A 14685-nucleotide genomic window follows, 5' to 3' on the forward strand; every position below is an offset into this window, starting at 1 on the left:
TAATTATTTAAGGGTATAAAGATAATCTATTATCTTAATATAGTCAATTCTGGGCTGAAATCCAAGCGGAATGTAATGGCCATTCATTTCAATTTCACCCTTGGTGATTGATTTTCTCCCCCCATCCTTCATTCTCTCCCAATATGAGAGCAGATGATGTGCCTCTAACAGGAAAACTTCTTCGGTAGCCGAGAAGCGGAGGAGGACGAAACAAATCCCTTTCTGGGCTAAAACTTTCTCCATGTGCTTTACCTGGTGCTCATGAAAATTCTTTAAAGGGAAGGAGGTCGTGTTCTGGGTTTCTTTTGCTTCAAAATCAATATACCTGCCTTTATACACACCATTATAATCAGTTGTTGATGCTTGTTTGAAATAAGCTTCTTTAATAACGGCTGCACTTCTCTTTGGATAATCGACCTGTACGATTTGAACAGGCGTGGGCTTTTTATGAATAGTGGCTATTCCATGTTCCAAATAGAATTCATTGGTTTCATTTATATCTTCCTCCAGTGTCATTCCGCGATTGCTGTATGTCCATTTCTTCTCTGGAGTCAGTTTTTTGGCGCTATTAGCAGGCGGGGTATATCTCCTGCCATTAGGATAGTGGAAATTCATGCATTCACCTCATTTTAAGCTACTCCCTATGATAACAAAAGTACGCATGATTTGGTTGAATAAAAAGTTCTAAATAACAAAGTATATAGGAAACTCCAGTTAAGCAGTATTTTCCGGTTTTGCCCGGATGCTGCCTGATGCCCAAATATAGAACATTCATTTTCTGAGGTGAATTGCGGTGTTTCTTTCTGGGAAATTCCTGAACAGACATGAAAAAAAGGAACAGGCAATAAAGGATCATATTATGAAAATGACAGCCAAATATAACATGGACAATATCTCGAGAACGGAAGCTTATTTTCATTTTTACAAAAAGCACCCTGAAATACGCTGGGCGTTCCTGGCCTCCATGGTATCCCGTAATGCCGGCTGGAATATGTGCGATCTTGAAGGAAGCTGTTTTCCTAAATTGATAGGAAAGAAATTCAGGGATATGCTTTATATTACATATGAAAGGGCCAATTGGCTGATTTTTCAGGATGCATTTCCCCAGCTGCTCCTCTATCATTATTCGACGAAACTAAATAGGCCAATGTTTCATTTATTAAAAACTTTTCATGTATCGGCCTTTATGGAAAAGGAGTGGCTGTATTTCTGGAAAAATAGAAATAAAAAGAGATTAATGATTTCACTGATTATTAACGAACAAAATGTTATTCAAGAGCCTGTAATGGAGCATTCTATTTATAAAAATAAAGTTTTTCATACATTGCTTTTTTCCTTTCAGGATTATCTTCATTTTAGTTCAGTCATCTTCCCTACTTGCAAAGGGGAATTATACGGGGCGAGTGTTAATGGTTTCCGCTCTGTGTCCAAAAGAATTGATCTTGGAAAACGGCTGGCAGAAATATTATTTGACACAAGTTATTATGACGACGTGTATGAATTTGCTTTTAACACGGTTCATACTGGTTCAAGGCATGATTATGAGAAATACTTTAAGGGAAGAAAACGGAGAACTACCCCTTTCTTACGCTGTACATACCCAATAATCACTCATCACATACATCAATTTACTGATTGGTCTGTCAAAAAACGCATAAAGAGTAAATGGACATCAGAATCGGTTGTCCTAAAACATCCCGTCCATATTAAAAAATGGTATTTGCATAAGCAGGACCAGCTTCACAAGGCTGCCAAGCTGGGAAAAATATTTCGCTCAATTTGTTAACAGAATAAAACTGCAAACAAAAAAGCAAGGAGTTCCTTGCTTTTTTGTGTCTGCATCCAGCTCCAGCGCCTGCTCCCTCGAGGTCAGAAGCCAACCCTCTTCCGCTTTTGTTCTATTAAGTTGAAGGGCGGTCAGGACCTTCAAGCTTTTTATTGCCATAGCCTGCTTTTGTTTCTTCCAGCTTTTTTGGCTGAACTTTATTTTGTTTTTCTTTTTTTGCCATAACATAACACCTCCGTTCATTAGTTTGTTCAATGATGTTATTTTCATTCTTAGGAGGCTGTCGAAACCTTGCCGCTTCTATGCAAATAAGTACTTTCTTTGGCGAATCACTTCTAGTTTTGTCATGCATGGAGGAAACCTTCTGGGAAGATAGAATTTATGTAGGCACAAAGCAAATTTTCACTGTATCCTTCATTGTATTTATGGCAGATGGCAAGGGGAAAAAGAAATCGGGAGGTTTTTTGAATGCAGGGAAAAATGGTAGAAAAAGATGAATTGCTGGCCATGCTTTCAGAAATATATGATCAGCTTGAAGAGCTTGAAAATGTACTGGAGTCTAATTTGTCAGGACTTCGGCAGGATTGGTATTATGAACAGTCAGAAAAAATAGAGGCTTGTGAAAGCAGGCTCGAAGTGATTGAAGAAGATATGACGGCAATCAGGTCTGAGGCAGACAGTATAGAGAGCGCAAAAAGATCGGCACGAATGAAGCTTGAACTCGGCTTCTAAGTGGAATAGAATAGCAGTATCCTTCAGTAGCTAAAATTGACTAGCTACTTTTATTTTTGGAGATGAAGCCCATGGTAAATGAAAATTCCCTGCTGCAAATGACAGAAATGCTGCTTGAATATGTGGAGATCTCGGACAGCAGGTATAAACAGGCTAAGGAATCAGGTGAAAAGGGTGATTTTTATAATGAAGTCAAACCTTTTGCTGATGAGGTTAAATCCATAAATGACAGATGGAAAGAAGAAGCCCGGGAGTGGGTTAGCATTCATAAACCACGAAATCTTTATTCACAGCAGATTGAATCTGCTTCTGAACATATTGAAATGGTTTCCATTCAGGCATTTTTTCCTGAAACAAGCAGAACCAGATTTATTAATTATGTTAATTCGGCTGTGTATGTGTTAAAGCAGTTGATAATATTATTAAGTGATGAAAAAAAGGGAACCTGAATCAGGCTCCCTTCATTAAATTCTTATGCATTTACTGAATCCTGGAGGGTATTATCTCTGTAGCTTTCTGGAACGGCCGCTCCTTGAGCTTCGAGCTCACGAACGAGATTTCGATAATCTGTACTGGAAATTTCATTATGGATATAGGCCTTTTTAGCAAAATCCAATAATTCATTAACATTTTCAGGAGTATACTCCCGCAGCTGATGAAACTTCATTTGTAGTTCGTGAACATTCATGATATTGCCTCCTCTAGAATAGATTCGCGGAGAAATTTCTTCCCCGCATTCCGGTAAATGAAAAAGCGGACAAGAAACAATTTGTTTTTTATATCCTAACATGAAAATTTATTTTTCATCGTTTTTAAAAAAATCAAACTTCCGACATCTTTCATCATAGTTAGACAAAATCGGAAAGCGCTTCCTTTTTTACTCATATTTTACTCCTTTCACATTCTGGGCAAATCATTCATATATTGTAGTGGTGATAATAAGAAAGCTATTGCCTGATATTATCGCTAATATACTTATCTTATTGAATGGGGAGGATGTTTGCCCATGTTTGGCGGAGTAATGAATAGAACGAACCATATACAGCCATACGGCCATTTAAATCAAAATGTATACTTTGATCCATTTTATATGGGGCCCAATGGCCAATATTATATGAGGCAGCAGCCATTGCAGAATTATAACCAAGCTGCCGAACAGTATAATCCTTATTATTCGCCTTTTAACATGGAATACCAGCAGCCGCAGCAAATGACAGGAATGCCGCAGAGTTTTCCGCACCAGCCCTATCCGCAGCAAAATTTTGATTCCGGATATTACTCACATACAGGATCAAAAAATGCAGGGATTTTTCAGAATCCGCTAGAATCTGAAGATTATTATGGAAATCAGCCAAGTAAGCCAGCTGCTCCGCAAATGCCATACATGAATCCATATCCAAAGCAATCCTTCATTCCAAAACAGCCATCTGGCGTGCAAAGCATTATGAATTCGTTTAAAGCCCAGGACGGATCACTGGATCTTAATAAAATGGTAGACACAGCAGGCCAGATGATGTCTGCAGTCACACAGGTATCATCCATGGTTAAAGGGATTGGCGGAATATTTAAAGCTTAAAGGATCATGGCCGCACCGGCCTTTTTTTTATGTTTTAAAAAATCAGACTTGAAAAAAGATTAAATATATTTAAAAATAGAATAGCCGGTCTATTTTTAAATATATATAGGAAATATTAGCTATGAGAATTTAATTGTTATGATTGGCGAAATTTAGACAAAAGTGAAAAAATAGAAAAATGACTCTTAGTCATAAAAGGGGGGTTACTATGGTTCGTGCTGTGCAGCAAATTTTTATTATATTTGTATTAATTTTATTTCTTGCAGCTCTGCCAAAGATTATATCTGTTGATCCATTGAGCGGGAGTCTACACTGGAGCTTCGAAAGTCTGCCGCATATTTATGGAGATTTTATTTCTGAAATAAGCAAGGGAAGCCTTGGTACCTATGAGCTTGGGATGCAGACACGTCCTATAGCCGGGGACATTGCTGATAACTTTTTTACCAGCCTGCTGATCGTATTGGTTGCTGTAAATGCATCCTTAATTATAAGTCTAATTTTCGGAGTGTTTATCAGCCGCTTCAGGCTTACTAAGCTTTTTGGGGCTTTCATGAATATTCTTGCGGCCATACCTGACTTTATCATCATTGTGATGTCTATGATTCTTGCCGTTAAAATATATAAAATGACCGGTATCAGGGTGATTTCACTCAGACCGGATGGAGGAGCTCTCAACACATGGTTTCCCACAGCGCTTGCAGCGATTGCCCCGACGCTATATTTATTTAAGCTCGTGTCGGTCAAATATTATCAGACAAGCGGGGAGGATTATATTAAGACTGCAGTTGCTAAAGGAATGGGCTTAAATTACATAAATTTTCAGCATGTCTTCAAAAATTTAGAGCCATTTATCAAATCTGAACTTGTCAAAGTGATTTCCCTGGCTATTGGCAATCTCTTTATTATTGAATATATTATGAATGTTTCCGGCATAACAAAATTTATTTTTCAGAGCAGCGGGGTTCAGCCGATTGCAATCGGCTTGTTTGCCATGCTTTTGATTTCTTTAATTGTCTATATTTCTAATAGACTCATATTCTATCTGTTTAAACGGGGTTTTATCTATGAATAAGCTGTTAAAAATAAATTACTCCTTAATTATCGGAACTGTTATGGTTTCCGGCTTGCTTTTTTTCAGCATTTTCGGGCCTATTCTTGCACCGCATTCGTTAACATCGGTTTTAGAAACACAATATACTAACGGGAAGGTTCTGGCACCGCCATTGGAACCTTTTGAATCCTCTTCCTATCCGCTGGGCACCGATAAATGGGGCTATGATATTTTATCCATGATTTTATATGGATTAAGGTACACTGTTTTTATTGCAGCTGCTGTGACTGTTATAAAAATGGCATTTGGAACAATCATCGGTTTGTATGCGGGCACCTTAAAAAGGACGCCAGGCTGGCTGATTGCTTTCGAAAATGCATGGAGCTATGTACCGCTTTTTCTGATCCTGTATTTTTTTCTTGCGCCAATAAGCTTCAACAGTAATCTTAAGCAAAATGTGTTAATTGTCTATTTTATAGTCATTGCGTCAGTCATCAGCATTCCAAGCATTGTGTCTTCTGTAAGGCTTAAAACCGCTCAGTTATATAAGTCTGTTTATATTGAAGCTGCAAAAGCCCTGGGGGCCGGAAAACACCGTCTGATCTGGAAGCATATTTTTCCTCAGTTAAAGGAAACGTTCCTAGTAATGTTTATACTTGAAATTGTCTACGTAATCGCCCTTATGGGCCAGCTGGCACTTTTAAATATCTTTGTCGGCGGAACCATTATGAGATATGACCCCATCATCTACCTGTCAGCAACAAAGGAGCTGGCGGGATTGGTTGGCCAGGCAAGATTAAATATTTATGGCAATACCCATATATTAATTGCACCATTAGCGGTCCTTTTGCTTGCAACTGTGTCTTTCAGTCTGCTGGCAAATGGACTGAAGAACCGCTTTCAATCAAACTATCAGCGTACTCCCTGGATTAAGACTGGGCATGAGCCATTAATACAGCCTTCCAGAAAACAATATGGCCGAAAAAAGAAATTCTGGTCATTCTCCGGCCCTAAAGCAGGCTTCGCTGCATTAGTCGTTGCTTTTGCAGGTGCAGGTGTCTATGTTGTGGCTGCAAAGGATTCAAATACAGGTGTTCAAAGCGGCAGCAAGGCGGATTATAACATTGATCTGGAATTGAACGGTGAAGGCTATTTCACTGCTAAAGCAAATATCCAGATGAAAAACCAATCAGATAAAGACTGGAATGAGCTTGTCTTTTATTTCATTCCGAACGTTTTTAAAGAGGGACATTCATTTGATTCTGTTGAAGGATCGTCTGAAGCAGAGATCGAAAAAGTGACAGTGAATGGGCAAAAAGCTTCTTTTAAGCTGGATGGTGATACGCTAACAATAAACTTAAAACCTGAAATGAAGGATAAAAGCAGACATAAGGTGGAGATCCAATATGGATTTACAGTCCCAGAAAGAGGCATCCGTTTTTCAAAAGCAGGTACAAATTATTATCTTGCTCAATGGTACCCAATGGCTGCAGTCTATCAAAAAGGCAAATGGAACAAAGAGCCTTATATGGAGGGGCTGGAAACATTTCATACAGGCTTCTCTGATTTCAAAGTTTCCTATAAGCTGCCTGAAGGGTATTCCCTGGCTTCCACAGCAGAAATAGATCCGGAAAAAGGAAAGAGTGAAGGGACAGTTAAAGCCAAAAAGGTCAGGGATTTCTTCATTGCAGTCATGAAGGATATGAAAGTGTATGAAACGGAAGCGCAAGACGGTGTGAAGGTCAGACTATTTTCAAAGGGGAATCATGACAAAAACCCGGAAGCATCGTTAACACTGGCCAAAAAAGCACTATCTTTCTATCAGAATAATATTGGTGATTACCCGCATGAGCAGCTTGATATTGTTTTGGATGAAGGGCAATTTATGGAATATCCCGGTATAGTCACTATAAATCCTTATATTGATGATAAAAGGTTTTATGATATTTCTATTGTTCATGAAATTGCTCATCAGTATTTTTATGGAGCAGTAGCTAATGACCCATACAACAATGCGTGGATTGATGAAGGGATTACTGAATTTGCCACCTCTATGTACTTCTATGCAGGACAAAACCAGGCTGAACGACAGGCATTTGGCATCTCCCATTATCGGATGGAGGCTATCGAGGAAGCTGGTCTGGGCAGGCAATATTCAAATGTGCCGGTTAATGAGGTAAAGCATACAGGATATATTTATGGCCAGCCTGCTTTGGAGATTTTACAAATGATTCAGGAAAAGTATACCTTGAAAGGAGAATCCCCTAAGGAAGTGGGGATGCAGTTCCTGTCAGATTATTATCAGAAATTCCGCTATAAAGAGGTCGATACGAAGGAGTTTATATCCTTCACAAAGGATTATTTCAGTGTTCCGACCGGCTATTTCAATAATTGGATTGATACATCTAAACTGAACAGTTAAGCCCAGCTTAGATGACCCAAACAAAAACAAGCAGGCATGATACTGCTTGTTTTTGTTTATCCAGACTCTATAAAAGTGCAGCCAGAATCAGTTCTCATCGATCAGGATTCTTTTTCCCTGCTGCTTAGGTACTGTGATTTGCAAAAGGCCATTTTGGTAAACCGCTTTTACTTTCTTTTCATTAACTGGCTGTGGAAGCGGAATTGTCCGGCTGGAACGCTGCATGCTTTGCTGCCTGCGGAAAATTTTGTTTTTTTCATCTTCTTCCGTTATCATCTCAGAGGATTTAACTGAAATGGTTATATAATTATCCAGGATATCAATCTGTATTTGCTCTTTATTTATTCCTGGAAGTTCCGCACTAATGATGTGTTCCTTTTCAGTTTCAGCAACATCAACATGGAAGGAAGAAGAAGCCGGGAAGGGATTTTTAAAGAAATCATCCATTGTCTGCAGAAATCCTCTGCCAGGTTTTTCATGGAAAAGCTGATTCATTGATCTCATCAAATCCCCAAATGGTTCGTTTCGATCCTTTTTCTTTGGATCCTCCATATCCATCCATCCCCTCTCAAACAGGATTTTTCAACATATCGTATGCTGCCTATTGGGTGGATGTTCCTGTGGAATAATCAGGAAAAAGAAAAAACCGCATAGTGCGGTCTTAAAATATTGTTTCTAATAGCTGATCAGGGTTTATGATTAAATGTCCATCCTGGTCTGTTTCAATTAACATTTCTTTTTTCATTTTGGTTAAAGTCCTGCTGACCGTTTCCCTTGTGGTGCCAATCATATTGGCAAGGTCTTTATTTGTAAAGTCCCCTTTTAAAACAAAGCTGCCGTTTTCAAGTTTTTTTCCATGCATTTTGGCAAGCCGGATAAGCAATTTAATGATTTGCTCATAAGTGTTGTTTAAAATTTGCGATTCCAGGCGCTCCTGCAGATCGACAATCTTCTCGCCAAGGACTTTAAACACCTTAATACATAACTCTGGATTTTCAATAAGCACCTTTTCAAATTGCGAAATAGGCACAACTACGAGCTGAGCGTTTTCCAGCACCTCGGAAAAAGCCGGGTACCCGCCTTTTCTGAAGAATCCCACATGAGGGAACATCTCGCCTTTTGCCAGGATGGCAACAATCTGTTCTTTGCCATTAATATCACTTCTATAAATCTTAACTCTGCCGTTGTTAATAAAATAAACATTATCCAGCGGGTCGTCCTGCAGAAAAACATGACTTCCTTTTTTCCATTCCCGTGATATGGATATCTCAACTACTTTATCCAGTTCTTCGCTGTTCAGCTCTTTAAAAAGAGAGAACTGGGAAAGAACTCCCTTAATTTCTTCTGCTTTCATAATCCACCTCTTGCTTCTGTCCTATTAAGCTTATTGTAACAAAAAACATTAATAACGTTTATCTTAAGAAAAGCTTATTTTACTAATCCCGGCTGTGACATCTAAATATATCGGACCTTCCTGGTGAAAAATGATTTTAATCCCTCGGCGAAAATATTAAAAGTTAAGATGGCATAGGTCATGGAAAATGCCGAGAAAAAAGGAATCCAAATTGGGCCTCTTATATCCTCAAAGGCTTTAATCATCATCATTGGCCAAGAAATCGAATTATTGACCAATTGCCAATCTCCTGTCATGGATTGAACAAAATCCTGTGAAATAAAAATGCCGATAAACCCTAATTGACCAAGCAGAAACATGACTTTTCCAAGATCAGTAACCATATATACAAGAAGCTTACTATACAGAAGAGGAAGATAGTATATTCTGAAAAGCCTGTAAGGTGAAGCTCCGGCAGCAATCCCTCCATTTATATACTCTTTAGATGAAATCTGATCAAATTCCAGCTTTATCATTTCAGCAGCACGGGGCATTTCTGCCAGAGCAATAATAAGGAGCAGGAATAAAGGGCGGTATTCAATCAGCAAAAATGGCGGCAGCATGGCAAGAAGCATGACAATGATGATGGTTGGAATATATGACAGCAGTCCATTCAGCCATTTAAGCAAGAGGTGTGTACCCAGCCATTTTTTGTGTGCAAGAAAGGAGAGCGGAATGGCCAGTACATAGCGAAGGACAGTTATACAGGCAACTAGCAAAATGGTTTCTTTTGCCCCCAGGATGATCAGACTGAGTAAATCCCTTCCGCTTTTGTCAGTGCCAAATATGTAATCCCCTGATGGCGGATAAGGCGGTATAACTGGCTTCTTATCCTCATTTAGGATGTATGTAATCGTTGTAAGCTCGCGGTCAACAAAAGGAAGATATGGTCCGGCAAACGTGATTGCCAGCAATAGCAGCAGCAAAAAGGTTCCTAAGCAAAATAAAGCATGTTTCTTGATCCATGATAAAAGTCGCATCTCCATCACACCCTTTCCTTTTGGACGAGCCATAATTTTGCTGTCTGTGAAAGGATAATAGTTAAAAACATGATTAAGAGAAAGGGAAGCATCAGGGACAGTGCCTTAATTTCATCATTAGATGATATGCTGAATAGAAGTTCCTTGCCTGCCCCATTGTAGCCTGCCAGCTTTTCAATGATTGGGAGACTGGATAGGATATAGAGCATCACCATCTGCGCCTGGTTCATAATGGGGGACCAGCAATTCCATAGCATGTGAAGAAGTGCTTTGAAGTCGCCAAGCCCTTTTGCATATGCTGTGCGCACATACTCTTCGCCCATTTCATTTTCAAGAGCAGCCGATGTAAAACGGGACATGTGCAAAAATGGAAACAAGGATAATGAAATGAGCGGCAATAAAAAGCTATACCAATTTTCATGTCCATAAAGCTTAAAGTGCGGAAGTCCATGCTGCATCATCAGAATGAAAAGATACTGTATGGCAATAAACAGAAAAAAATCGGGTATGGAAGAAAACATCCAGGAAAGAAAATTCTGCAGTTTCCCGGTGAACTTTGTTCTCTGGTAAAATTGGACAGCACCCATTAATGTGCCAAGAAGCATGCTGACAATGAAAGCAGGCAGAACAATTTTTAAGCTGCGCGCCACGAATATTCCAGCTTCTTCACTAACGGGGCGTCCGGTGCGGGCTTCCCCTAATCCTTTTTCAGTTAAAATATGGCCTGTGAAATCTTCTATTCTTTCCAGATATAGTCCAAAACTGAAGGGGTAATCTGCTTCAATATGAAAGGCCGATAAAAAGGTTACTTCCTTTTCTCTTGGAAGAAAAAGAATCAGGATAAATCCAATGACAATTAACATAAATACACCTGTTGATTTTAAAATACTTTGCAGCACGACTTCACCTCATTTGAGAAAAAATGGATATGCTATATTTTCTTATATTTAGAACCTTCAGTCAATTTTTCTGTGAATCTGAAAATAAAGATTAAAGACTTTAAGGCTTAGTAGAAATTTTTCCATAAAAAGTTAATAGAAATTAAGAGTTTGCTCTGTTAGAACGAACGTTTATTCGATAGAATAGGAAGATGAGGTGAAATAGATGAAAGTGCGAAAAAATTTGCCTGAAATCATGAAACAGCTTATATCTGAACAGCAATATAAAGAGAATATTGTCCATTGGCACACAATAGAAGAAAAAGAGGCTAAGACTGCCAGCCTTCCGGAAAACATTCATCCATCCTTAAAGGGTGCACTCCAAAAAAGGGGCATTTCAAGGCTTTATACACATCAGAAAACATCTTATCAGACAGCCATGAATGGGGACAGTCTGGTAGCTGTTACTCCAACGGCATCTGGAAAAACGCTTTGCTACAACCTTCCAGTCCTGCAGACGATCGTAAATGATCCAGATGCAAGGGCGCTTTATATGTTTCCGACAAAAGCATTGGCTCAGGACCAAAAAAGCGAAATAAATGAAATCATCCAGGAGTCCGGATTGGATATAAATTCCTATACATATGACGGGGATACACCGGCAAACATCCGGCAAAAAGTTCGCAGGGCCGGGCATGTAGTTATAACAAATCCCGACATGCTTCACTCGGCAATATTGCCTCACCATACAAAGTGGGTATCCTTGTTTGAAAATTTAAAGTATGTGGTCATAGATGAACTTCATATTTACAGAGGGGTATTTGGCAGTCATGTAGCAAATGTTATTCGCCGCCTTAGACGAATTTGCCGTTTTTATGGCAGCGACCCCATTTTTATCTGTACATCTGCAACAATAGCCAATCCTCTGGAGCTGGCAGAAAAGCTTACTGAAAAGCCGATGAAACTCGTGAATAATAATGGAGCTCCAAGCGGGAAGAAACATTTTGTATTTTATAATCCTCCAATCGTCAATAAACCGCTGAATATCAGAAGAAGTGCAACTCTCGAAGCGAGAAAGCTCGCAGGAGAACTTCTGAAAAATAAAATCCAAACCATTGTATTTGCAAGAAGCAGGGTCAGAGTCGAAATCCTGCTGACGTACCTCCAGGAGCTTGTCAAACATAAACTGGGGCCTAAAGCAATTCGGGGTTATAGAGGCGGTTATTTGCCAACCCAGAGACGGGAAATTGAAAAAGGACTGCGTTCAGGGGAGATCTATGGAGTTATCAGCACAAATGCCCTTGAACTGGGAGTGGATATCGGACAGCTGCAGGTTTGTGTCATGACCGGATACCCCGGTACCATTGCCAGCTCATGGCAGCAGGCTGGACGCGCAGGCAGAAGGCATGGTGAATCGCTTGTCATTATGGTGGCAAACTCCAGTCCGCTGGATCAATATGTTATTCAGAATCCTGATTACTTTTTTAATAAAAGTCCTGAAACAGCCAGAATTAACCCGGATAACCTTATTATTCTCGTTGATCATATCAAATGTGCAGCCTATGAGCTCCCTTTCAATGCCGGGGAACGTTTTGGCACTTTTGAAACTGAAGAGGTATTGGAATACCTGGCGGAGGAAAGGGTGCTTCATCAGAACGGTGACAAATTTTATTGGATGAAAGACTCATTTCCTGCCCACAACATCAGTCTTCGTTCAGCATCACAGGAGAATGTTATCATAATTGATCAATCAGATATTGCGAATGTAAAAGTAATTGGTGAAATGGACCGCTTTTCCGCTATGACCCTTCTCCACGATGAGGCAATCTATCTTCATCAGGGAACCCAGTTTCAGGTGGAAATGCTTGATTGGGAAGAGAAGAAGGCATTTGTCCGGGAAGTGGATGTAGACTATTTTACGGATGCTAATCTGGCAGTAGAGCTCAAAGTGCTTGAGCAGGATAAAATCAGGTCGTCATCCATTGGAGAGATTGGCTTTGGGGATGTCAGTGTTGTAGCAATGGCAACAATATTTAAAAAAATTAAGTTTGAAACACATGAAAATATTGGATCCGGTCCAATAACACTTCCAGAAGAAGAGCTCCATACAAGCTCAACCTGGCTTTCGTTTAACCGGGAATCCTTGAATTATAAACAGGACCGGCTTGAACAGGGACTCATTGGAACAGCACATGCGCTCAAGCATATTGTGCCGTTATTTGTTATGTGCGATCCTCAGGATGTTCATGTTATCCCGCAAGTGAAAGCTGCCCATAATGAAAAGCCGACGATCTTTTTCTACGACAGGTATCCTGGCGGTGTAGGGTTAAGTGAGAAAATTTTCGGGGGAATCGAACATATCATGCACGAAACGATGGAAATGGTCAGCAGATGTGCATGTGACCATGGCTGTCCTTCCTGCATAGGAACAGATACCTCATCAGAAAAGGCCAAAAAAGACGTACTCAGGATTCTCGGCTCTTTTAAAAATGGCGTTAATAGCGCAGGTGATAGAATTGTCCATTAAAAACAAGCTGAACAGGCTTAAGGGCCATCTTGGCACAGATAAAGATAAACAGCCTTCATCCGTCCCAAAACATGAGAATAAGGCCGATGTCCCTTTTAAAGAAGTATGGACTAAAGAAGGTGTTTATCCGTATTACTTTGAAGACTCTTACTGTCTTGTAAGGGAAAAAGAATACAGCCTTGATTACAGGCATGGAATCTATACTTTTGGACAGTTTACAGCAGCGGTGGATGCCTGGAATTCTTCCGGCCTCAGACATCCGCTGTCTGCATCCGGTCACGGGCCGGAAAGTCTTTTCTTTTTTGATACAGAGACAACCGGTTTGGGCGGTGGTACTGGCAATACTATCTTCCTTCTTGGCCAAGCCAGCCTGCAGGGAAGCAAAATAAAGCTGAAACAGCACATTCTCCCTCAGCCGGGTGCTGAGATAGCTTTATATAAAAGTTTTCTGGAAAGCATAGATTATTCAACAATGGTCACATACAACGGGAAAGCTTTCGACTGGCCGCAGGTTAAAACGAGACATACCCTGTTAAGGGAGCATGTTCCAAAACTCCCGCCGTTTGGACATTTTGATTTATATCATGCTGCAAGGAGAATGTGGAAGCACAAGCTTGAAAGAATAAAGCTTGCTGCAGTGGAGAAAGATGTTCTGGGGATTGAAAGAAAAGATGATATTCCAGGGTTTCTGGCACCAATGATTTATTTTGATTTTATTGAAAGAAAAGATCCTGAAGGTATGCTGGGAATCATAAAGCATAATGAAATTGATATCCTATCCCTGATCAGCCTGTATACACATCTTTCTTTCCAGATTCTGCAGCTGGATGAAAGACAGACATCACGTGAGGTTTATGAAGTGGGAAGGTGGCTTTCCACACTGGGTGAATCTTCACAGGCAGCAAGTGCCTTCAATAAAATATCTGAAGGAGAGTCATCTGAAGCTTTGGATGCCAGGTTTGCATTAGCTTTTGAGCATAAGAAACATAAAAATTGGGATGAGGCAGCAAAATTATGGAAGGATATTGCTGAAAAAGGCTTAATCAATATGAAGGCAGTATCATGCATTGAACTGGCCAAGATTTACGAGCATCGAATAAAGGATATAAGCCAGGCTATACTCTATTCAAATAAAGCGTTAAACCTGCTGGAAGCAGATAACGGAACAGAAAAACTGAAAATAAAACAGGAAGATGTACACCGGCGGATTGTACGGCTTAAACGAAAATTTAATCGAGCTAATATCTCCTTGTAACATAATTTTAATATACCAGACAAAAAAATCCACTATTTCCTAGTTGTATGTACTTCTTCTAACAGTTAAAATTATAACTTGTGTG

The 14685-nt window shown here is 39.8% G+C and carries 14 protein-coding genes; 8 read left to right on the plus strand and 6 right to left on the minus strand.

What is annotated here, in order from left to right:
- Nucleotides 1-3: 3 nt before the first annotated feature.
- Nucleotides 4-615 (minus strand): Holliday junction resolvase RecU, encoded by a 612-nt coding sequence (gene recU, locus CE058_RS08260; protein WP_095244652.1) that lies wholly within the window; start codon nucleotides 613-615, stop codon nucleotides 4-6.
- A 178-nt stretch (nucleotides 616-793) separates the two neighbouring features.
- Between recU and CE058_RS08265 the strand changes: the two genes are divergently transcribed.
- From CE058_RS08265 to CE058_RS08275, 3 genes are all read left to right on the plus strand, one after another.
- Entirely contained in the window at nucleotides 794-1786 is a 993-nt protein-coding gene (locus tag CE058_RS08265; protein ID WP_163141890.1) for a DUF2515 domain-containing protein, read from the plus strand.
- Between the two features lie 468 nt (nucleotides 1787-2254).
- The gene (locus tag CE058_RS08270; protein ID WP_048008329.1) at nucleotides 2255-2518 is read left to right on the plus strand and encodes a hypothetical protein; all 264 of its coding nucleotides are present in this window, start codon (nucleotides 2255-2257) and stop codon (nucleotides 2516-2518) included.
- Nucleotides 2519-2589: 71 nt separating this feature from the next.
- Nucleotides 2590-2967, plus strand: a complete 378-nt coding sequence (locus CE058_RS08275) for a YppE family protein (RefSeq protein ID WP_048008330.1) — start codon at nucleotides 2590-2592, stop codon at nucleotides 2965-2967.
- Between the two features lie 23 nt (nucleotides 2968-2990).
- Here the strand turns inward: CE058_RS08275 and CE058_RS08280 are convergent, their stop codons facing one another.
- Complete coding sequence (locus CE058_RS08280) at nucleotides 2991-3206, minus strand: YppF family protein (RefSeq protein ID WP_048008331.1); 216 nt, start codon at nucleotides 3204-3206, stop codon at nucleotides 2991-2993.
- A gap of 318 nt (nucleotides 3207-3524) precedes the next feature.
- On the opposite strand from CE058_RS08280, the gene CE058_RS08285 reads away from it, so the two are divergent.
- The 3 genes from CE058_RS08285 to CE058_RS08295 all read left to right on the plus strand — a co-directional run bounded on the left by CE058_RS08285 (nucleotide 3525) and on the right by CE058_RS08295 (nucleotide 7567).
- Nucleotides 3525-4094 (plus strand): YppG family protein, encoded by a 570-nt coding sequence (locus CE058_RS08285; RefSeq protein WP_048008332.1) that lies wholly within the window; start codon nucleotides 3525-3527, stop codon nucleotides 4092-4094.
- Between the two features lie 208 nt (nucleotides 4095-4302).
- Entirely contained in the window at nucleotides 4303-5166 is an 864-nt protein-coding gene (locus CE058_RS08290) for an ABC transporter permease subunit (RefSeq protein WP_163141893.1), read from the plus strand.
- On the plus strand, nucleotides 5159-7567 hold the full coding sequence (locus CE058_RS08295) for an ABC transporter permease subunit (protein WP_163141895.1): 2409 nt from the start codon (nucleotides 5159-5161) through the stop codon (nucleotides 7565-7567). The genes CE058_RS08290 and CE058_RS08295 overlap by 8 nt, the downstream gene beginning before the upstream one ends.
- Nucleotides 7568-7654: 87 nt before the next feature.
- On the opposite strand, the gene CE058_RS08300 is transcribed toward CE058_RS08295, so the two are convergent.
- The 4 genes from CE058_RS08300 to CE058_RS08315 form a co-directional block, all read right to left on the minus strand.
- Nucleotides 7655-8119 carry an Hsp20 family protein gene (locus CE058_RS08300; RefSeq protein ID WP_048008335.1) on the minus strand — a complete coding sequence of 155 codons (465 nt, stop codon included), beginning with the start codon at nucleotides 8117-8119 and terminating at the stop codon, nucleotides 7655-7657.
- 109 nt (nucleotides 8120-8228) lie between these two features.
- Nucleotides 8229-8921: a Crp/Fnr family transcriptional regulator gene (locus CE058_RS08305; RefSeq protein ID WP_048008336.1), complete on the minus strand. Its 693-nt coding sequence runs from the start codon at nucleotides 8919-8921 to the stop codon at nucleotides 8229-8231.
- 101 nt (nucleotides 8922-9022) lie between these two features.
- Nucleotides 9023-9946, minus strand: coding sequence for an ABC transporter permease subunit (locus CE058_RS08310; protein WP_286167933.1), 924 nt, complete (start codon nucleotides 9944-9946; stop codon nucleotides 9023-9025).
- A complete protein-coding gene (locus CE058_RS08315; RefSeq protein WP_163141899.1) occupies nucleotides 9946-10839 on the minus strand; it encodes an ABC transporter permease subunit in 894 nt (297 codons plus the stop codon). The genes CE058_RS08310 and CE058_RS08315 overlap by 1 nt, the downstream gene beginning before the upstream one ends.
- 205 nt (nucleotides 10840-11044) lie before the next feature.
- On the opposite strand from CE058_RS08315, the gene CE058_RS08320 reads away from it, so the two are divergent.
- Together CE058_RS08320 and CE058_RS08325 are read left to right on the plus strand one after the other, a co-directional pair.
- Nucleotides 11045-13345, plus strand: coding sequence for a DEAD/DEAH box helicase (locus tag CE058_RS08320; protein WP_163141902.1), 2301 nt, complete (start codon nucleotides 11045-11047; stop codon nucleotides 13343-13345).
- Nucleotides 13335-14600: a ribonuclease H-like domain-containing protein gene (locus CE058_RS08325; RefSeq protein WP_048008339.1), complete on the plus strand. Its 1266-nt coding sequence runs from the start codon at nucleotides 13335-13337 to the stop codon at nucleotides 14598-14600. The genes CE058_RS08320 and CE058_RS08325 overlap by 11 nt, the downstream gene beginning before the upstream one ends.
- Nucleotides 14601-14685: the final 85 nt, after the last annotated feature.

The sequence above is a fragment of the Bacillus sp. 22-7 genome, from assembly GCF_010628845.1.
Taxonomy (GTDB): Bacteria; Bacillota; Bacilli; order Bacillales; family Cytobacillaceae; genus Cytobacillus; species Cytobacillus firmus_B.

Coding starts and splice junctions, on each gene's coding strand:
- CE058_RS08270 (WP_048008329.1), top strand. CDS start 2,255: ATGCAGGGAAAAATGGTAGAAAAAGATGAATTGCTGGCCATGCTTTCA.
- CE058_RS08285 (WP_048008332.1), top strand. CDS start 3,525: ATGTTTGGCGGAGTAATGAATAGAACGAACCATATACAGCCATACGGC.
- CE058_RS08280 (WP_048008331.1), bottom strand. CDS start 3,206: ATGAATGTTCACGAACTACAAATGAAGTTTCATCAGCTGCGGGAGTAT.
- recU (WP_095244652.1), bottom strand. CDS start 615: ATGAATTTCCACTATCCTAATGGCAGGAGATATACCCCGCCTGCTAAT.
- CE058_RS08310 (WP_286167933.1), bottom strand. CDS start 9,946: ATGGAGATGCGACTTTTATCATGGATCAAGAAACATGCTTTATTTTGC.
- CE058_RS08275 (WP_048008330.1), top strand. CDS start 2,590: ATGGTAAATGAAAATTCCCTGCTGCAAATGACAGAAATGCTGCTTGAA.
- CE058_RS08320 (WP_163141902.1), top strand. CDS start 11,045: ATGAAAGTGCGAAAAAATTTGCCTGAAATCATGAAACAGCTTATATCT.
- CE058_RS08295 (WP_163141895.1), top strand. CDS start 5,159: ATGAATAAGCTGTTAAAAATAAATTACTCCTTAATTATCGGAACTGTT.
- CE058_RS08305 (WP_048008336.1), bottom strand. CDS start 8,921: ATGAAAGCAGAAGAAATTAAGGGAGTTCTTTCCCAGTTCTCTCTTTTT.
- CE058_RS08290 (WP_163141893.1), top strand. CDS start 4,303: ATGGTTCGTGCTGTGCAGCAAATTTTTATTATATTTGTATTAATTTTA.
- CE058_RS08300 (WP_048008335.1), bottom strand. CDS start 8,119: ATGGAGGATCCAAAGAAAAAGGATCGAAACGAACCATTTGGGGATTTG.